The sequence below is a fragment of the Streptomyces tibetensis genome (assembly GCF_040647715.1).
GTDB lineage: Bacteria > Actinomycetota > Actinomycetes > Streptomycetales > Streptomycetaceae > Streptomyces > Streptomyces tibetensis_A.
The window spans coordinates 62246-81455 of the sequence record NZ_JBEZCR010000014.1 but is presented as its reverse complement, the minus strand read 5'-3'; the positions used below and the strand labels follow the sequence as shown (position 1 = coordinate 81455).

Annotated in this window: 14 protein-coding genes and 1 pseudogene; 6 read left to right on the top strand and 9 right to left on the bottom strand. The window is 72.7% G+C overall.

From position 1 onward, the window contains the following. Positions 1-115: 115 nt before the first annotated feature. Positions 116-1801, top strand: coding sequence for a ribonuclease J (locus AB0B29_RS31550; protein ID WP_362245093.1), 1686 nt, complete (start codon positions 116-118; stop codon positions 1799-1801). A 247-nt stretch (positions 1802-2048) separates the two neighbouring features. Then, on the top strand, positions 2049-2408 hold the full coding sequence (locus AB0B29_RS31545) for a hypothetical protein (protein ID WP_362245091.1): 360 nt from the start codon (positions 2049-2051) through the stop codon (positions 2406-2408). A 9-nt stretch (positions 2409-2417) separates the two neighbouring features. On the opposite strand, the gene AB0B29_RS31540 is transcribed toward AB0B29_RS31545, so the two are convergent. From AB0B29_RS31540 to AB0B29_RS31520, 5 genes are all read right to left on the bottom strand, one after another. Next, complete coding sequence (locus AB0B29_RS31540; protein ID WP_362245089.1) at positions 2418-4466, bottom strand: SWIM zinc finger family protein; 2049 nt, start codon at positions 4464-4466, stop codon at positions 2418-2420. Further along, complete coding sequence (locus tag AB0B29_RS31535; RefSeq protein ID WP_362245087.1) at positions 4463-7330, bottom strand: DEAD/DEAH box helicase; 2868 nt, start codon at positions 7328-7330, stop codon at positions 4463-4465. The genes AB0B29_RS31540 and AB0B29_RS31535 overlap by 4 nt, the downstream gene beginning before the upstream one ends. 86 nt (positions 7331-7416) lie before the next feature. Beyond that, positions 7417-7998 (bottom strand): sugar kinase, encoded by a 582-nt coding sequence (locus AB0B29_RS31530; protein ID WP_362245085.1) that lies wholly within the window; start codon positions 7996-7998, stop codon positions 7417-7419. Next, positions 7995-9143 (bottom strand): ROK family glucokinase, encoded by a 1149-nt coding sequence (locus AB0B29_RS31525; RefSeq protein ID WP_362245083.1) that lies wholly within the window; start codon positions 9141-9143, stop codon positions 7995-7997. Before AB0B29_RS31525 ends, AB0B29_RS31530 begins: the two co-directional genes overlap by 4 nt. 123 nt (positions 9144-9266) lie before the next feature. Continuing rightward, entirely contained in the window at positions 9267-10004 is a 738-nt protein-coding gene (locus tag AB0B29_RS31520) for a GntR family transcriptional regulator (protein ID WP_362245329.1), read from the bottom strand. Between the two features lie 128 nt (positions 10005-10132). On the opposite strand from AB0B29_RS31520, the gene AB0B29_RS31515 reads away from it, so the two are divergent. Next, positions 10133-11155, top strand: coding sequence for a Gfo/Idh/MocA family protein (locus AB0B29_RS31515; protein WP_362245327.1), 1023 nt, complete (start codon positions 10133-10135; stop codon positions 11153-11155). Positions 11156-11182: 27 nt separating this feature from the next. Here the strand turns inward: AB0B29_RS31515 and AB0B29_RS31510 are convergent, their stop codons facing one another. Together AB0B29_RS31510 and AB0B29_RS31505 are read right to left on the bottom strand one after the other, a co-directional pair. Beyond that, positions 11183-11860: a response regulator transcription factor gene (locus tag AB0B29_RS31510; protein ID WP_362245081.1), complete on the bottom strand. Its 678-nt coding sequence runs from the start codon at positions 11858-11860 to the stop codon at positions 11183-11185. A 160-nt stretch (positions 11861-12020) separates the two neighbouring features. Beyond that, a complete protein-coding gene (locus tag AB0B29_RS31505; protein WP_436845925.1) occupies positions 12021-13295 on the bottom strand; it encodes a sensor histidine kinase in 1275 nt (424 codons plus the stop codon). 178 nt (positions 13296-13473) lie between these two features. Here AB0B29_RS31505 and AB0B29_RS31500 point away from each other — a divergent pair, with 178 nt between their 5' ends. Next, positions 13474-13674, top strand: coding sequence for a hypothetical protein (locus tag AB0B29_RS31500; protein WP_362245079.1), 201 nt, complete (start codon positions 13474-13476; stop codon positions 13672-13674). Positions 13675-13713: 39 nt separating this feature from the next. Here the strand turns inward: AB0B29_RS31500 and AB0B29_RS31495 are convergent, their stop codons facing one another. Continuing rightward, on the bottom strand, positions 13714-14109 hold the full coding sequence (locus tag AB0B29_RS31495; RefSeq protein ID WP_362245077.1) for a ribonuclease: 396 nt from the start codon (positions 14107-14109) through the stop codon (positions 13714-13716). A 146-nt stretch (positions 14110-14255) separates the two neighbouring features. Beyond that, a complete protein-coding gene (locus AB0B29_RS31490) occupies positions 14256-15080 on the bottom strand; it encodes an AIM24 family protein (RefSeq protein WP_362245075.1) in 825 nt (274 codons plus the stop codon). Positions 15081-15288: 208 nt separating this feature from the next. On the opposite strand from AB0B29_RS31490, the pseudogene AB0B29_RS31485 reads away from it, so the two are divergent. Together AB0B29_RS31485 and AB0B29_RS31480 are read left to right on the top strand one after the other, a co-directional pair. After that, positions 15289-15873 (top strand): annotated as a pseudogene (locus tag AB0B29_RS31485) (SDR family NAD(P)-dependent oxidoreductase); the annotation flags it as partial. A 110-nt stretch (positions 15874-15983) separates the two neighbouring features. Continuing rightward, positions 15984-19115, top strand: a complete 3132-nt coding sequence (locus AB0B29_RS31480) for a Tn3 family transposase (RefSeq protein WP_362245073.1) — start codon at positions 15984-15986, stop codon at positions 19113-19115. Positions 19116-19210: the final 95 nt, after the last annotated feature.

Genomic DNA, 19210 nt, shown 5'->3' with positions numbered 1-19210 from the left:
CCCTGGCGCGGCCTCGCCGTCTCACCCACTGCAACCTTGCCGTCTCACCCGCTGCAACAGAGAGATCACACAAGCAACGGATCATGCCGTCCCGCTCCACGGGTAACGTCAGGGTATGAGTCATCCACACCCCGAACTGAAGGCCGCCCCTCCTCTCCCCGAAGGAGGACTGCGCGTCATCGCCCTGGGCGGCCTGGGTGAGATCGGCCGCAACATGACCGTCTTCGAGCACTCCGGCAAACTGCTCATCGTCGACTGCGGTGTGCTGTTTCCCGAGGAGACCCAGCCCGGCGTGGACGTGATCCTGCCGGACTTCACCTCGATCCGGGACCGGCTGGACGACATCGTGGCCATCGTCCTCACCCATGGCCACGAAGACCACATCGGCGGCGTGCCGTACCTGCTGCGTGAGCGGCGCGACATTCCCGTCGTCGGTTCCAAGCTGACGCTGGCGTTCCTGGAGGCCAAGCTCAAGGAACACGGCATCCGGCCGCGCACGGTGCGGGTGCGGGAGGGCGAACGGCGGCGCTTCGGCCCCTTCGACTGCGAGTTCGTAGCGGTCAACCACTCCATCCCCGACAGCCTCGCGGTCGCGATCCGCACCGGCGCCGGGATGGTGCTGCACACCGGCGACTTCAAGATGGACCAGTTCCCCCTCGACGAGCGCATCACCGACCTGCGCGCCTTCGCCCGCCTCGGCGAGGAGGGCGTGGACCTGTTCCTCACCGACTCCACCAACGCCGAAGTGCCCGGCTTCACCACCTCGGAGCGGGAGCTGAACCCGGCGATCGAGCAGGTGATGCGCACCGCGCCGCGTCGGGTCATCGTCTCCAGCTTCGCCAGCCACGTGCACCGCATCCAGCAGGTCCTGGACGCCGCCCACCAGCACGGCCGCAAGGTCGCCTTCGTCGGCCGGTCGATGGTCCGCAACATGGGCATCGCCCGTGACCTGGGCTATCTGAAGGTCCCGTCCGGTCTGATCGTGAGCACCAAGGAGCTGGAGAAGCTCCCGGACCACAAGATCACTCTGGTGTGCACCGGCTCGCAGGGCGAGCCGATGGCCGCGCTGTCGCGGATGGCCAACCGCGACCACGTCATCCGCATCGGCAAGGGCGACACCGTCCTGCTCGCCAGTTCGCTGATCCCCGGCAACGAGAACGCCATCTACCGGGTGATCAACGGACTCACCCGGTGGGGCGCCCATGTCGTCCACAAGGGCAACGCCAAGGTGCACGTCTCCGGTCACGCCAGCGCCGGCGAACTGGTCTACTGCTACAACATCGTCAAGCCCCGCAACGTCATGCCCGTGCACGGCGAATGGCGCCATCTGCGGGCCAACGGCGACCTCGCCATCCGTACCGGCGTCGACCCCGAGCGGGTCGTCATCGCCGAGGACGGCGTCGTCGTGGACCTCGTCGACGGGCGCGCGTCCGTCACCGGCAAGGTCCCCGCCGGCAACGTCTACGTCGACGGAATGGAAGTCGGCGGCGCCACCGAAGCGTCCCTCAAGGACCGCCTCACCCTCGCGGAGGAAGGCGTGGTCACGGTGGTGGCCATCGTCGACGCGGACACCGGCGCCCTCGCCGAGGCTCCCGACTTCCTGGCCCGAGGCTTCGTCCACGACGACGCCACGTTCGAACCCGTCATCCCCGTCATCGAGAAGACCCTGGCCACAGCGGCCGAGGAGGGCGTCGGGGACGCGCACCAGCTCGAACAACTCGTCGCCCGCGCAGTGGCGAACTGGGCGTTCCGCACCCATCGCCGCAGGCCCCTCATCATCCCCGTCATCATCGACGCCTGAGCCACGGTCCCCGGCGCCCGGCCCCGGGGACCGGTCACGGTCTCGCCGGCATCGCGGCCGGGCACGGGAGTCAGCAGTGGCCCCGGAAGGCCGGAACGGCCGTCCGGCGTGCTCGGCGGCACCGCCGCGCAGCACGTCGGGCTGGGCGTGACCCCGCCGACCGCGCCGATCCAGAAGCGTCAGCGCTCTCCTCGCCCGCTGGCGTCACCGGGCAAGCAGCCGAAGGGCGGCGAATATAATCCCACGCATGTCAAAGCCTGACCAGCTGCTGGTTGCCGTTGCCGCCCTGGTGGAGTCCGGCCGGAGCAACCAGATGTCCCTGACCGTCGTCACCGGTGGTGCTGTCATCACCGGTCGGCTGGCCGCCGAAGCGGTGTGGCGGCAAAGGGTGTCGGATGTGCTGACGGATTCCGCCCGCTTGGGCGAATTCGCCGCCGTCTTCGACGCCCCCGTGAAGGAGGACGGGCCGCCCACGCATCTCCACTTCCATGTCGCCCGGATCCTGCAGGGCACGGTGGGGATCCCGGAGACGGGCGGGATGTACCGGGTTGCGATCGAAGACGTCAACGCCTGGACCGTGGGCGACTTCAGCTACTCCGACCACTGAGCGACGGCCTCACCAGCCACCGGGCAGGCCGAGGCCGGTGAGGGCGCCGACCGGGTCCAGGTCCGGGGTGCCTCTCGGCCACCAGTCGTCGTGGCCCGGCTCGGACTCGTAGGCGTACCAGAGGCCGTCGCGGCCGAGGCGGAGCTGGACGTGGCCCTGGGGGTGGGTGAGGTGGTTGCGCCAGGGCCGGAAGGCGGGCAGGTCGGCTGCGAGGAGCAGGGGCCTGGCACGGTCGAACCGGCCGGCAGGCGGGTCCCACGGCTCCTCCAGTACGGCGAGGCCCTCCAGTCCGCCCTGACGCCAGGCGGCTACCGCGCGGGCCAGCTCCGATGGGGTGCGGCCCGCCGCGGAGGCGAGGGAGGCGTAGAGCGCCCGGGTACCGGCGGTGAGTCCGGACCCGGGGCGGGCGGCGGCCAGACGGACCGCGTCCTGCCAGAAGGTCAGCTGCCCGACCGGGTCACGGCCGGTGCCGAGCAGGGCGTGGGCGCGGGCGGCGGCGTCCGTGGCCAGTTGGTCCAAAGCGAAGGGGTCCGGGCCACCGGGCGCCGCCGGATAGGCCGGCGGCTGCTCGGGATGCGCGAGCGGAGGCAGCGGGGCGGGGAGGGGCGCAAGGGCGCGCGAGGCGAGGACCTCGGTGGCCCGAACGCCGGGCAGGGGCGCCGGGCCCTTGTCCTGCGCGGCGCGCGCGGCGCGGGTGGCACTCAGCCGGGACAGCGCGTCGAGCAGCTCCCGCTCGCCCCGGCCGCGCAGGAGGAGCAGGACGAAGGGGTCTGCGTCCAGCAGCCGCGCCGTCTGGTAGCAGAGGGCGGCCGCGTGCTTGCAGGGGTGACCGCGGTCGGGGCAGCTGCACCGGGGCTCCAACTCGCCGGGGCCGGGCAGCAGCGGCACCCCGCACTCCGCGAGCGACTGGGGCATCTCCTTGTCGAGCAGCGCCGCGATGTGCCCGGGGCGTTCGGCGGCGGCGTCCAGGAACCGGTCCCAGTCGGTGTCGTCGAGCGTGCGCAGGTGCACCTGGACGCGGTACGGGCGGGGGCGGCTGCCCTGGACGTAGGCCAGCACCAGTCCGGGCGTCACGGTGATGGCGTCGACATGGCCCTGTCCCGCGTACCCCCGCCCGCGCTCCAGCCGCTTCACGTCCAGCGCGCCCTGCTCCAGCGCCCCGACCCAGGCGTTTCCCCACCAGCTCTCGGCGAAGCGGTCACCGTCCCGGGGCGGGAGGGGCGGGAAGGTGCGTCGGAGTTCGTGATCGCGCGTGGGGGCGGCCATGGAGCGGGGGGATCCAGGGGGCAGGGGGGTGGGGGTCGCGGAGATCGTGGACGGGGCAGGGACCGGGTCTCGGGGCGCCGGGTGGCTGGACCCGGCCGGAGCGAGTGAGGGCTCGCGCCGGACCGCCGGGCTCGGGGCACGGTGCGCGCCGTGCGGCGTATCCGCGCTCGGCAGGTCGTGAAGCAGGTCGGTCATGCGAGGGGATCGGTCCTCCTGCCCGGCCGTCTGTTCACGGTCGTCCGACGGCGCGTCCGGCGGGCTCGGCATCCGGAACGCGTCGGACAGCACCTGCCGTAGGTCATGCGCGCCCCGGCCGGGGGCGTCCGCGCCGGCCCGCCGCGCAGCCGCCGCCCTCTCGTCGACGGCGCTCTGCCGGGCCCGGCGCCTGCGGCGGGCGCCTTCCCGCTCGGTCTCCTCCCGGGCCCGGCGCGCGTCGTCCCGTGCCGCGCGCAGTGCCTCGCGTGCGACGTCCGCGGCATGGTCCCCTTGATCGGCAGTGGCCTCGGAGGAATCGCTGATCTCCACCGCTCCGCCGGCCTCAAAGGTGCCGGCGTCCTGCCGGTCATCGGCGTCTTCCGCCGCTTCTGCCCCGGCCGCCGGGCCCCCCGTCCCCCGCCGCTGCTCGGACACCGCCCTGCGCAGCGCCTCGCGTGCCACGTCCGCAGGCCTGGGCGCCTCCTGGCCGGCGGCTCCCCCGGCCGGGGACGGCTCCGGACGGGCCGGGTCCCGGGCCGCCCGCTCCCTGGCCTCCCGGAGGGCGCGGCGGGCCTCGTCGGCCGGGCTGGGCGTCATGACGACCTCCGCAGGGACACCAGGTCGGACAGCTCCCGGTCCGTCAGCTCCGTGAGGGAGGACTCGCCCGAGCCCAGGATCGCGTCGGCCAGGGCCCGCTTGGACTGGAGCATCTCGGCGATGCGGTCCTCGACGGTGCCCTCGGTGATGAGGCGGTGGACCTGCACCGGCTGGGTCTGCCCGATGCGGTAGGCGCGGTCGGTCGCCTGTTCCTCGACGGCCGGGTTCCACCAGCGGTCGAAGTGCACGACATGTCCCGCCCGGGTGAGGTTCAGGCCGGTGCCGGCCGCCTTGAGCGACAGCACCAGGACCGGCGTCGAACCGGCCTGGAAGCGGTCCACCATGCGCTCCCGCTCGGGGACCGGCGTACCGCCGTGGAGGAGGTCGACCGGGACGGCGCGGGTGGCCAGGTGGGAGGTGATCAGGCGCGCCATCCCGACGTACTGGGTGAAGACGAGGGCGGACCCGTCCTCGGCGAGCAGCGTGTCCAGCAGCTCGTCCAGCAGGGCCAGCTTCCCGGAGCGGGCGGCGAGCCGGTCGCCGGCGGCAGCGGTGTGCTCCTCCTTGAGGAACAGCGCGGGGTGGTCGCAGATCTGCTTCAGCGAGGTGAGCAGCTTCAGCACCAGGCCCCGGCGGGGCATGCCCTCGGCCGTCTCGATGGCGAGCATCCCCTCGCGGACCACCGCCTCGTACAGCGCGGCCTGTTCGCGGGTGAGCGGCACCGGGTGGTCGGTCTCCGTCTTGGGCGGCAGCTCGGGCACGATGCCCGGGTCGGACTTCCTGCGGCGCAGCAGGAAGGGCCTCACCAGGCGGGCCAGGCGCTCCACGGCCTCCTCGTCCTCGCCGTTCTCCACGGCGCGCGCGTGCCGGGCGCGGAAGGACTTCAGTGGGCCGAGCAGGCCCGGGGTGGTCCAGTCGAGCAGGGCCCACAGCTCCGAGAGGTTGTTCTCGACGGGCGTGCCCGTGAGCGCCACGCGCGCGGGGGCCGGGATGGTGCGCAGCGCCTTCGCGGTGGCCGAGTAGGGATTCTTGACGTGCTGCGCCTCGTCGGCCACGACCATGCCCCAGGTGCGCTCGGCGAGGGCGGGGGCCGCCGAGCGCATGGTGCCGTAGGTGGTGAGGACGAAGCCGCCGTCCAGGCCGTCGAGGCTGCGGTCCGGGCCGTGGAAGCGGCGGACGGGCACGCCGGGGGCGAAGCGGGTGATCTCCCGCTGCCAGTTGCCCAGCAGGGAGGCCGGGCAGACGACCAGCGTGGGTTCGCTGCGAGCCCGCTTCAGGTGCAGGGCGATGAGGGTGACGGTCTTGCCGAGGCCCATGTCGTCGGCGAGGCAGCCGCCGAGGCCGAGGGAGGTCATCAGGTCGAGCCAGGCCAGGCCCCGCAGCTGGTAGTCCCGGAGGGTGGCCCTCAGCTCCGGGGGCGGCTGGGCCGGGCGGATTCCCGCGGTCAGACGGTCGCGCAGGGCGGCCAGCGCGCCCACGGGGACGGCCTGGACCGTCTCGCCGTCCACGTCGGCGGTGCCGGTGAGGGCGACGGACAGCGCGTCGACCGGGTCGAGCAGCCCCAGGTCCCGCTTGCGGGCCTTGCGCACCAGCACCGGGTCGACCAGCACCCACTGGTCGCGCAGCCGGACGACCGGGCGGTGCGCCTCGGCGAGGGCGTCCATCTCGGCGTCGGTGAGCGGGTCGCCGCCGAGCGCCAGCTGCCAGCGGAACTGGAGGAGGTCCTCGCTCTCGAAGAAGCCGGTGCCGTCGGTCGCCGACCCGGGGGCCGGGCGGACCACCGCCGCGGCGGACAGGTCCTGCGCGAGGTCGCGCGGCCAGTGCACGGCGACGCCGGCCGCGGCGAGCCGGGTCGCCGCGACCCCGAGCAGATCGTTCAGCTCGTCCTCGGTCAGGGCCAGCACGTCGGGCACGTCCTGGTCGGCGAGCCGGTCGAGCGGCGGCCAGACACGGGCCGCGCGGCGGACGGCGAGGGCCGCGTCCACCCGCGCCCGGGAGCCGAAGGCGTCGTCGGCCGCACCCGCCCACAGGGCCGCCGCGTCGGCCACGAGGGTGGGGTCGGCCAGGCTGTGCACCTGGACGATCGCCGCGCCGGCGCTGCGGGCCCCACCGTCGGAGGCGTCGTCGAACAGGTCGTAGGCCGACAGGTCCAGGCGGAGCGAGATCCGCACGCCGGCGTCCATGCCGGCGGCGACCTCGGCGGCCCAGTCGTGGGCGGCGGGCAGAAGCTGGGCCTCTCGGGCCGCGAAGGGCCGGCCGGAGGTGTGGGGCGCGGCCGGGGTGCGGGGCAGGGTGTCGGCCACGGCGTCGAGGAAGGCCCGCACCAGCGCTTCCGGTTCGGGAAGCCGGATCGGGCCGGGGCCGGGCAGCGGCACGGCGTGGCCCTCGTAGGGCAGGGCGGCAGCCACCGCGCGCAGGTGGGCGATGTCGTCCGGGTCGAGAGGGCCGGCGCGCCAGGCGTCGTGGCCCGTGGCGGTCAGGCCGGGAAGCAGCCGGCCGCGGGCGGCCAGCCGCAGGGCGTGCAGGGCGGCCGCGCCCCAGCAGGCCGTGGCGGGGTGGGCCGCGGGGTCGTGCCGGGCGCGCACGAGGAGCGGCAGGGCGGCGTCGAGCGGGAGGGTCAGCGCGGGGGTGGTGCGCCGCCGGACGCCGGTGGCGCCGTGCCGTCGTACGACGGTCAGCTCCGTCTCCGCGGTGTGCCCGGTGTGCTCGGCGCCCGGCTCCCGGGCGGGCAGGGGCTCGCCCTCGGGGTCCCAGAAGGCGATGTGCCCCTCGCGCGGGAGGGGTGCGGGCAGGAAGACGGCCGGGAGCCGGACCGGGACCGCCGTGTCCTCCGCCCGCCCGGTCGTCGAAACCGTCTCTCCCATACGTCCTGTCACCTCCCGCCCCGCGTGTCGGATCAGTTGTCTCCGACTCTACGGGCGGGGTCTGACAATCGGCTCCGGCGGCCGGGTCAGGGCACGGTCCGGGCGACGACGTACACCCAGGGGTACGCCGGGTTGGACAGGTCCACGACCACGTCGTGGGTGGGCGCCGGGTTCTTCTGCCGGTGGACGAAGCCGTACCAGGAGTCGGTCGTGGCGAACTTCCAGCCGGTGACCTTCCGGTCGCGGGCGCCGATGGTGATGTGGCCCTGCTTCAGGTCCTTGCGGGTCACGCCGAGGCCGGTCAGGTAGGCGTCCAGGCCGGCCGCGTTGGTCTCGAACTGGGTGTAGAGGCGGCTGGTCTTCCAGTTGTTGGTCTCGTAGTACGCCACGTGCCAGGCGGGGTGCGGGACGGGCACCTGGTAGATCCGGCGCTGGAGCTTGGAGGGCCAGCCCTCGGTGAGGCCGGTGGCCGAGTACTTCGCCTCCTTGTCCTTGCCGCTGTCACGGCTCTGGTTCGCGGAGATCACGAGGTAGCCGGCCGGGATGCCGATGAGCAGCACGATGATCAGCAGGGTGAGGGACCTGCGGCGGATCATGTGGCGGCGGTCCTCGGCCGGGCGGTTTGGCTCGTCGGGCCAGGGGCCCTGGTGGGGCAGGGAGGCGGTCACGGCGTCTCCTGGGTACTGCGGAGCGACTGCGTGTACCGCTCGTAGCGCTCGTGGCGCTCCACACGGCGGCGCTTGGCGCGGCGGAAGCGGCGGGCGACCAGCCGGGCGAGGTCGGCGGCGCCGACCATGCCGGCCTCGGGGCCGAGCTGGGCCCGGACGATGCGGGCCTCGGGGCGGTAGCCGCGGCCGGTGAGGTGCCGCTTGAAGGCGTCCCTGGCCGGGCCGATCAGCAGGTCGTCGGCGGCGGAGACCCCACCACCAATCACGAAGCAGGAGGGGTCGAGGGCGGCGGCGAGGTTGGCGATGCCGACGCCGAGCCACTGGCCGATGTCCTGGAGCAGCTCGATGCACATGGCGTCGCCCTCGCGGGCCAGCTCGGTGATCATCGGGCCGGTGATGTCGCCGATGTTGCCCTTGACGTGCTCGATGATCCCGTACGCCACCGGCGAATCGGCCGCCGCCAGCTCGCGGGCCTCACGGACCAGGGCGTTCCCGGAGCTGTACTGCTCCCAGCAGCCGCGGTTGCCGCAGGGGCAGCGGTGGCCGCCGGGTACGACCTGCATATGGCCGAACTCGCCGGCGACGCCGTACTTGCCGCGCTTGACCTGGCCGTCCTCCAGGATCGCGCCGCCGATGCCGGTGCCGAGGGTGATCATGACGAGGTGGTCCTCGCCGCGGCCGGCGCCGAAGCGCCACTCGGCCCAGGCGGCGGTGTTGGCGTCGTTGTCCACCAGGACGGGAACGGAGAGCCGGCCCGACAGGCGGTCGCGGAGCGGTTCGTTGCGCCAGGACAGGTGGGGGGCGAACAGCACGCGGTTGCGGTCGGCGTCCACCCAGCCGGCCGCACCGATGCCGACGGCGTGCACGTCGTGCCGGTCGGAGAGGTCCAGGACCAGCTCGGCGATGGTGTCCTCGACGACCTTGGGGCTCTTGGACTTGTCCGGGGTCTCCGTGCGGAGCATCTCCAGGATGTTGCCGTCGGCGTCGACGACGCCCGCCATCACCTTCGTACCGCCGATGTCGATGCCGACCGTGGGCACGCGGGGGGCCGTCAGGTGCGAGCGGCGCTCCCGGGTGCCGACGGTGCGCAGGGCCGTGGCACGGCGGGAGCCGATGGGGGCGGTGAAGTCGCGGTAGGTGCTCATCGCCGCCGATTCTGCCTCACCAGGGCGCAGGGTGCGGAGCAGAGGGGTGGTGCGGATCCTCGCCGAGTGCGGGCCGACGGGGGCTTGTCGCGCAGTTCCCCGCGCCCCTCAGCAGCATGACCGTCACGTCCGTACGAGCAGCTGGAACTCGAACGAATAACGCGTCGGACGATAGGTGTGTGTGCCGTATTCCACTGCGCGGCCCGTGTCGTCGAACGTGACGCGTTGCATCGTCAGCAGGGGCGCGCCCGTCTCCTCCGCCAGGCGGTCCGCCTCCTCCGTCGTCGCCGCCCGGGCGCCGATCGACTGGCGGGCGCTGTGCAGGGTGATGCCCGCCGATCGCATCAGACGGTAGAGGCCGGTGGTCTCCAGCTGGCCGGTGTCGAGGTCGATGAGGCCGGGGGGCAGGAAGTTGCAGAGGTGGGCCATGGGCTCGCCGTGGGCGAGACGGAGCCGCTCGACGCGGTGGACGTCGCTGTCCTCGGCGACGCCGAGTGCCGCCGCGACCTCGGCGGAGGCGGGGACCAGCTCGTTGACGAGCACCCGGGTGGCCGGGCGCTGGCCCGCCGCCTCCAGGTCGTCGTAGAGGCTGCTGAGTTCTAGCGGACGTTTGACCTGGCTGTGCACGACCTGGGTGCCCACGCCGCGGCGGCGTACGAGGAGGCCCTTGTCGACGAGCGACTGGATCGCCTGGCGGACGGTCGGCCGGGACAGGCCGAGCCGGGCGGCGAGTTCGATCTCGTTGCCCAGCAGGCTGCCGGGGGTCAGCGTGCCGTGCTCGATCGCGGCCTCCAGCTGCTGGGACAGCTGGAAGTACAACGGCACGGGGGAGCTGCGGTCCACGCTCAGCTCGAGCTGCACGGTCGGGTCCACTTCTGGTTTCGGCACGGGCCGAGCGTAGCTCCGTGCGTTGTTGACGGGAAGTCGTGTAGTCAGATTGTCCGGACATGCCGATTGACAGCAGCGGGATGTGCACGCACTTTGTTCTCATGCGCATCGGCGTCATCGGCACGGGCCGCATCGGCACCATCCACGCGAACACGCTCAGTCGGCATCGCGACGTCGGCTCACTGATCCTGACGGACGCGGACCCCGCGAGGGCCCAGGAACTGGCGCACCGGCTGGGTGAGACGGCGGCGCCCGGCGTGGAGGAGATCTTCCGCTGGGGGGTCGACGCCGTGGTGATCACGACGGCGACGTCGGCCCACGCCGAACTGATCGGTCGGGCAGCACGCTCGGGTCTGCCGGTGTTCTGCGAGAAGCCCATCGCGCTGGATCTGCCGGGGAGCCTGAGCGCGATCGCCGAGGTCGAGACGGCCGGGACGGTTCTCCAGATGGGATTCCAGCGCCGCTTCGACGCGGGCTACACGGGGGCGCGCGAGGCCGTGCGGTCCGGCAGGCTGGGGCGGCTGCACACCGTGCGGGCCCTGACCAGCGACCAGGCGCCGCCGGAGGCCGCGTGGCTGCCGCTGTCCGGCGGGCTGTACCGGGACACGCTGATCCACGACTTCGACGTGCTGCGCTGGGTGACCGGCCGGGAGGTCACGGACGTCTACGCCGCCGGGTCCGACGCCGGCCCCCGGATGTTCCGCGAGGCGGGCGACGTCGACACCGCGGCCGCGCTCCTCACCTTGGACGACGGCACGCTCGCCACGCTCACCGGGACCCGGATGAACGGGGCCGGCTACGACGTGCGCATGGAGCTCGCCGGGGAGCGCGACCAGATCGTGGTCGGCCTGGACGACCGTACGCCGATCGCGTCCACCGAGCCGACCGGGCCGCCGGCCGCGGACAAGCCCTGGACGGGTTTCCTGGAGCGGTTCGGACCCGCCTACGAAGCGGAGCTGAACGCGTTCGTCGAGGTCGTCCGGGGCGAGCGGGCCAATCCCTGCGACGGGCGCGAGGCGCTGCAGGCCCTGCGGGTCGCGGAGGCGTGCGAACTGTCACGGCGCGACCGCAGACCGGTACACCTGGCGGAGATCCCGGGCGGTGGCATCCCGGGGCTCGCCTGACGCGGACGGGCCGAGATCCTCCGGAGGTCAGTGCTCTTCCTGTTCCTCCTCCAGGAGCCCCGCGTCGTGGGCGAGCAGCGCGATCTGCACCCGGTTGTTGAGGTCGAGCTTGGCCAGGATGCGCGAGACGTGCGTCTTCACGGTGGGGACGCTCATGTAGAGGGTGGTGGCGATCTCGGCGTTGGCCAGGCCCCGGCCGACCGCGACGGCGACCTCGCGCTCGCGATCGTTGAGGACGGTGAGGCGGTCCCGCGCGCGGGTGCGGCGCGTGTCGGCGGCGGTGCCGACGGCGTGCCGCATCAGCTGGCGGGTGACCGCGGGCGAGAGGACCGGGTCACCGGCGGCGACCCGGCGTACGGCCGCGAGGATCTCGGCCGGCGGGGTGTCCTTGAGGACGAACCCGGCGGCTCCGACGCGCAGCGCGCGCAGCACCTGCTCGTCGGCGTGGAAGGTGGTGAGCACCACCACCTGGGGGGCGTCCTCGCGGGCGCGCAGCCGCTCCGTCGCCGTGAGACCGTCCATCGTCGGCATCCGGATGTCCATGAGCACCACGTCCGGGCGAGTGCGGTCGACGAGGGTCTCCGCCTCGGCTCCGTCGGCGGCCTCGCCGACGATCTCGATGTCGTCGGCGCCGCCCATCATGAAGGACAACCCGGCCCGCACCAGCGGATCGTCGTCGACGAGGAGCAGTCTGATGGCAGTCATGGGGCTTACGTAATCACGACCGGGCCGGGCCGTGGCCCGGACGTGAGGTGCCAACGCCCGGCGCCCCGCGCGAGGTTGAGGGCCGGACGGCCGGACGGCCGGCGCACCGCACGCCGAGCGGCGATTTTCCGGGTTGCTGGTTGCTGGTTGCGAGGGATACTCACCCCCACGGCAGCCATGCCCGCACCTCGAACCCGCCCTGCGGGGCGGGGCCGTGCTCCAGCCGGCCCCCGGCCAGGGTCGCCCGTTCCGTGAGACCGATCAGGCCCTGCCCGGAGCCGGGGACGGGCGGCACCTCGCCCTCGGGCGGCGGGTTGTGCACGAGGACGGTGAGGCCCGTGCCCGGTGCGCCGGTGACGGTCACCCGGACCTCCGTGCCGGGGGCGTGCTTACGCGCGTTGGTCAGGCCCTCCTGGACGATCCGGTAGGCGGTGCGGCCGACGGAGGGCGGGACGCCGGCGGGGCCCTCGACGCGCTGGTCCAGGGCGACCTTCATGCCGGCCTCGCGGGACTCCGCGACCAGCGTGTCCAGCGCCGCGAGGGTCGGCTGCGGCCGACCCGTGTCGTCGGGTTCGCCCGCGCGCAGCACGCCGATGATCTCCCGCAGGTCCTGGAGCGCCTCGTGCGCGCTCTCCCGGATCACGCCCGCCGCCCGCGCCGTCTCCGCCGGGGGCGCGTCGGGCCGGAACTCCAGTGCGCCCGCGTGCACGCTCAGCAGCGTCAGGCGGTGGGCGAGCACGTCGTGCATCTCCCGTGCGATGGCCTCACGGGCGAGCCGCTGCGCCTGCTCGGCCCGCAGTCGGGCCTCGGTCTCGGCGCGCCGGGCGCGGTCCCTGAGGCTCACCATGAGCTGCCGTTTGGCCCGGACGAACATGCCCCACCCGACGATCGCCACGGTGAGCACCACGGCGAAGGGAACGCTCACGAGGTAGGGGAGGTCCGCGTCCGGGCGCAACCAGTAGTAGAGCGGCACCAGCGCCACGTTGACGCCGCCCACCCAGGCCACGTACCGGAAGGGCCGGTGCACGGCCAGGGTGAACAGGGCGATGAGGCCGGCGCCGCCCGAGGTGTCCGACAGGAGACTGACGGGGGTCAGCGCCACGGCCAGGCCCAGCGGCCAGCGGCGCCGGAGCCAGACGGCCGCGCAGGCGAGCGCACCGATCACCTGGTCGACGACGGCGAGTGACTTCGGCACATGGGGGTTGTCGGCGAGCGCCTCCATGGCGATCGCGCCCACCAGGACGGCCAGCAGGAAGCAGGAGAAGTCGACGACCCAGTCGCGGGCGGTACGCCGGGGGCGCCGGCCGGCCCGCGCGGCGTCGGGGTCGAGGTCGTGCAGGAGGGCCGACGGGAAGAACCATCGGCGCCGGGTGAACGGCGCGGGTGTCTGCCCCGCCGGTACCGGGGAGGCGTGCCCCGCGTCGTCACCACTCACGATCGCCCAATCTACGCAGCGCAGGCCCGGCGCACCCGCCCTCGCACGGGATCGTCGACCAAAGTCGCCGCAGCGCAGACTTTCGATGCCGTCGTGGCAGTGGAGCGGGTACTTCCGGCCCTGGGGGTTCGTCCCGCGGCCGATGTGCGTGGGGGGTCCGCGGGACGACGCTGGTGACATGAAGCAGGTACTGGAGATTCTCGGCTTCCTCGCCCTGGTCCAGGGCGTGGCGGGCCTGGTGCACGAGTTCACCGACTGGCACTGGGGCCTGGTGCAGCGCCTCGGATTCCTCGACGGCTACGAGGTCTACGCGAGCGTCACGCTGCTCGTGCTCGGCGTCGCCCTGTTCGCGGCGGCCGGGAGCCGGAAGTCCGTCTGACGTGCCGACGGACGTCCGGCCCGCGGTGTGCGTCAGGGCTCAGCAGCCGTGGTCGACCAGGTCGAACGACGCGTAGTGGTCGGCCGTGTAGTAGTCCTCCTGGTTCCGCTGACCGGTGACGATCCGCCGCGCGCCGCGGGTGGAGGAGCCCGGGGTGATGACCGTGTACTCGTGGTAGTAGCCCGACGACTTGCTCGGCAGGACGCCTTCCCGGTTCTGGAAGACGGTGCCGTCCTGGTCGAACGGGTAGGGGCCGCCCTGCTCGATCAGGTCGAGCGTGTCGTGGGCCTGGGAGGGAAGGTCGCTGTAGCAGATGTCGCCGACAGCGGTGGGGGCCGCGTCGGCCGTGGTCGCGGAGACGGTTCCGCCGACGAGGAGGACGGACAGGAGGGCGGCTGCTGCGCCGAGCCGCGAGGCGCGTGGGGGGACATTCATGACCCTCATGATGACGCGCGTAGACGCTGGCATGTCAATGACAAGCCCGGAGAATTTCCTGTGAAGCCCCGGGCGTTCGCGAGGAGTTCACCCGCCGACCCGCACCCTCTCGGCGCCGGCGATTCATCACCGGTCCGTACGCCCGCTCACTGGGCGTTCGTGGAGAACAACCCGCCCGTCGGGCCCTGCTTGTCGCCGCCCTGGGCCTTCCGCAGGGCGTTGGCGAGGCTCTCGATGGTGAGGGACTGCAGGATGACGCGGCCGTTGCCCTCCAGCGTGGCCAGGGACAGGCCCTCGCCGCCGAAGACGGCGTTCATCAGACCCTGCCGGTTGAGGCCGCCGACGCGCTGGACGCCGTACTGGATGCCCTCCTCGAAGGCGACGACGCAGCCGGTGTCGACCTCGATACGGCCGCCGAAGTCGGCCGGGTTCAGATCGATGAAATTCCCCGCGCCGGCGATGATCACCGTCCCGCGACCGGTGAACTTCTCCAGCACGAAGCCCTCGCCGCCGCTCCGGCCGGTGCGGCCGCCCTGGAAGGCGATGCCGAAGTCGACGGTGGACTCGGCGGCCACGAAGGCGTCCTTCTCCGCGAACCACGCGCGCGTGCCGTCCAGTTCCAGCGCGCGCATCTCCCCGGGGAGCACACCCGCGAAGCCGACGGTGCCCTCGCCGCCCCGGGTGGTGAAGTACTGGAACGCCAGCGACTCCCCCGCGAGGGCGCGCTGACCGGCCTGCATGGCCGTGCCCATGGCCTGACGCAGCAGCCCGCCCATGCCGCCCGAGCCGCTGCCGCCGGGCTGGGACTGCTGCCCGCCCGCGCCCGAGGGGCCGCCCAGGCGGGTCTCCATCGTCACGTTCGTGGTCTTGAACAGGAACTTTCCGGCCTCGCAGTACACCGTCTGACCGGGCTGCAGGCTGACGACCGCCATCTGCATGGCGTTGCCGACGATCTCTTGCTGAAGGGTCACGACCGGAGAACGCGGGAGGCGGAGGGAAAGGTTCCGCATGTGCGTCGGATCGGGTGTGCTCCGGCCGGGTGTGCCCCGGTCGGGTGTCACGGATGGCGTAGGGGCGCATCGGGTGGGTGCCGGGCCGTGGAACCTCCGCCGCGCGGCCGGGAACGTCGACGTCCGTTCGCCGCCGGCGTCAGTGCCGTGGGGCCGCTGGGATGGACCCATGACTTCTGAAGGAACTATGGACGGCAAGGTGGCGCTCGTGACCGGCGGGAGCCGTGGCATCGGCGCGGCGACGGCGGTGCGGCTGGCGCGCGAGGGCGCGGACGTGGCGGTCGGCTACGTGAACGGCAAGGAGGCGGCCCAGGATGTCGTACGGACCGTGGAGGCGCTGGGGCGCCGGGCGGTGGCGCTGCACGCGGACGCGGCGCGGGACGACGAGGCGGCCGGGGTGGTGGACGCGGCGGCGGAGGCGCTGGGTCGGCTCGACATCCTGGTCAACAACGCGGGCGTGGGGGTGCTCGGGCCGCTGGACGCCCTGTCGCTCGCGGACGTGGACCGGGTCCTCGGCGTCAACGTGCGGGGGGTCTTCCTGGCCTCTCAGGCGGCCGCCACGCGGATGCCCGAGGGCGGGCGGATCATCACGATCGGCAGTTGCATGGCCCAGCGGGTACCGGGGCCCGGCGGGACGCTGTACGCGACGAGCAAGGCGGCTCTGGCCGGTCTGACCAAGGCCCTGGCCCGGGAGCTGGGCGGGCGCGGGATCACGGCGAACCTCGTCCTTCCCGGTCCGATCGACACCGGCCTCGGGGGTTGGCGCTGAGAACGATCATGGTCGGCTAGCACACCGGCTGTGGGCTCCACTGAGGTTCGCGGAAAGATCACCGGACGGGCGCCGGGGCTGGCTACGGTCCGCTCGTGCCAGTGGAGTTTCTGACTGATGAGCAGGCCGAGGCGTACGGGAAGTTCGCCGAGGAGCCGACCCGCCCCGAGCTGGAGCGGTTCTTCTTCCTGGACGACGGCGACCGCGATCTGATCGCGCTGCGACGCTCCGCGCACCACCAGCTCGGCTTCGCGCTCCAGATGTGCACGGTGCGCTACATCGGCCGGTTCCTCCCGGACGACCCGCTGGACGCGCCGTGGCCGGTGGTCGAGCACCTGGCCGGGCAACTCGGCATCGAGGATGCGTCGGTGGTGAAGCGGTACACCGAGCGGCCGAAGACTGCGTACGAACACGCGTGGGAGATCCGGGACGCCTATGAGTACCACGAGTACGACGATGCGGAGTGGTCCCGGCGGTTCCGCACCTTCCTGCACGGGCGGGCGTGGACGCACGCCGAGGGCCCGAAGGCGCTGTTCGACCACGCGGTGGGCTGGCTGCGCCGCAACCGGGTGCTGCTGCCGGGCGTCTCGGTGCTGGCCCGGCAGGTGTCGGAGGTGCGGAAGGTCGCGGACAAGCGGCTGCACGCCACTGTCGCGGGGGCCGCCCGCCGCGCGGACCCGGCGCTGCCCGGGGATCTGGTGGCGACGCTGAAGACGCCGGAGGGCTCGCGGTTCTCGGAGCTGGAGCGGCTGCGGCGGCCGCCGACGCGGACGACGGGGACGGCGTTCGCCCGTGCGCTGGAGCGGGTGGACGAGATCGGCGCGTACCGGCTCGGGCGGCTGAGGCTGTCGCAGATCCCGCCGAACCGGATGGCGGCGCTGGCCCGGTACGCGCTGGGGTCGAAGGCGGCGCTGCTGGAGCGGGCGGCGGAGCCGAAGCGCACGGCGATGCTCACTGCGGTGATGCGGCACCTGGAGGCGAAGGCGATCGATGAGGCCCTGGACCTGTTCCAGGTCCTCATGGCCACCCGCCTGCTGAACACCGCGAAGCGCAAGACGGAGAAGGAGCGGCTGTCGACGCTGCCGCAGCTGGAGAAGGCGTCACGGGTGCTCGCGCGGGCGGCGAGGGTGCTCTTCGAGGAGCTGGAGCTGGTTGAGGAGCAGGAGGCGGACCTGGACGTGGCCGCGCTGTGGACGGCGGTGGAGGAGGTCGCTCCGCGTGCCGCCGTGATGAGTGCGGCGGCCACCGTGGTGACCCTGGTGCCCGAGGACGAGAACTCGGCCGACGTGGCGATGCGGGCTGCGCCGGCGAACCGGTACGCGACGGTCCGCCCGTTCCTTGCGCTGCTGGGCGAGTCGAAGGCGCTGGACGCGGCGAGCGCGGGCAAGCGGGTCCTGGCCGGGGTCCGGGGTCTTCCGGCGCTGGCGCGGCGGAAGGTGGGGGTCAAGCCGCTGCTGCCGCGCGAGGTGGACGACAAGCTCGTGCCGCCGGCGTGGCGCAAGGCGGTGTACGCCAATCCGGATCTGCCGCAGGGTGCGGTGGACCGGGACGCGTACGTGGTGTGCGTGCTGGAGCAGCTGCACCGGGCCCTGAACAACCGCGACGTGTTCGCCTCGCCCTCGCACCGCTGGTCCAACCCGCGGGCCCGCCTGCTGGACGGGCCCGACTGGGACGCGGTCGAGGAGGACGTCCTGGCGGCCCTGAGCCTGGACATTCCCGTCCAGGAGCACCTGGCGGAGCTGGTGCGGGGCCTGGATGCCGGATGGAAGCAGCTCGCCGAACGCCTTCAGGAAGCGGGGCCGGCGGCGAAGGTCTCCATCGAGGTGCAGGACGACGGGCGGGTGAAGCTGAACGTCGACAAGCTCGGCGCGCTCGGCGAGCCGAAGTCCCTGACCTGGCTGCGTAAGCGGGTCGAGAAGATGCTCCCGAAGATCGACCTGCCGGACCTGCTGTTCGAGGTGAACGCCTGGACCGGGTTCCTCGATGCCTTCGTCCACCTCGGCGACGGCACCACCCGGATGAAGGACCTGCCCACCTCGGTGGTCGCGCTGCTGGTGTCGGAGGCGTGCAACATCGGCCTGACCCCGGTGGTCAACCCCGGCTACGAGGCCCTGACCCGGGCCCGGCTCGTGCACGTCGACCAGTACTACCTGCGCGCCGACACCATCGCCGCGGCGAACGCGCGGCTCATCACTGCCCAAGCCGACATCCCGATCGTGCGTTACTGGGGCGACGGGCTGCTCGCCTCCGTGGACGGGCTGCGCTTCCAGGTACCGGTGCGCACCATCACCGCCGCCCCGTCGCCGAAGTACTTCGGGTTCGAGCGCGGCATCACCTGGCTCAACGCCGTCAACGACCAGGTCGCGGGCATCGGGCAGATGGTCGTCCCCGGCACCCCGCGCGACTCGCTGCACATCCTGGACGCGCTGCTGAACCTGGATGGCGGGGTGAAGCCGGAGATGGTGGCGACCGACAACGCCTCGTACTCCGACATGGTGTTCGGCCTGTTCAAGATCCTCGGCTACAACTTCAGCCCGCGGTTCCGCGACCTGGACGACCAGCGGTTCTGGCGGGCCACGATGCCCGGTGTCGAGACCGGCACCTACGGCGTGGTGGAGGACCTGGCCCGCAACCGTGTGAACCTGAACAAGGTGATCACGCACTGGCCGGACATGCTGAAGGTCGCCGGTTCTCTGGTCACCAATCAGGTCCGCGCCTACGACCTGCTGCGTATGTTCGGACGTGAGGGGCGTCCGACCCCGCTGGGGGCGGCGTTCGCGGAGTACGGGCGGATCGCCAAGACCGAGCACCTGCTGCGCGTGGTCGACCCGGTGGACGACACCTACCGGCGGCAGATGAACCGGCAGCTCACCGTGCAGGAGTCCCGCCACAAGCTGGCCCGCGACGTGTGCCACGGCAAGCGCGGCACCATCCACCAGGCGTACCGGGACGGGATGGAGGATCAGCTCGGCGCACTCGGCCTGGTCCTTAACGCCATCGTGCTCTGGACCACCAGGTACATCGGCGCCGCAGTCGCCCAGCTGCAGGACGGGGGACACGAGATCCGCGACGAGGACATCGCCCGATTTTCCCCCCTCAAGCACCGCAACCTGAACCTGCTCGGCCGCTACAGCTTCACCGCCTCCACGCCGGCTGCCGGCGCCCTGCGTCCGTTGCGGGACCCTGACGCGGTTGCACCTGACGATGACGACGACGCGGAAGAGTGAGCCGGCGCAGACCGTAGTCGAGGGTGTCGGCTACGACCGGATGCGCCGCGGGAGCCCGCTCAGTCGAGTGATGCTTCCGTCGATTCGTCCGAGAC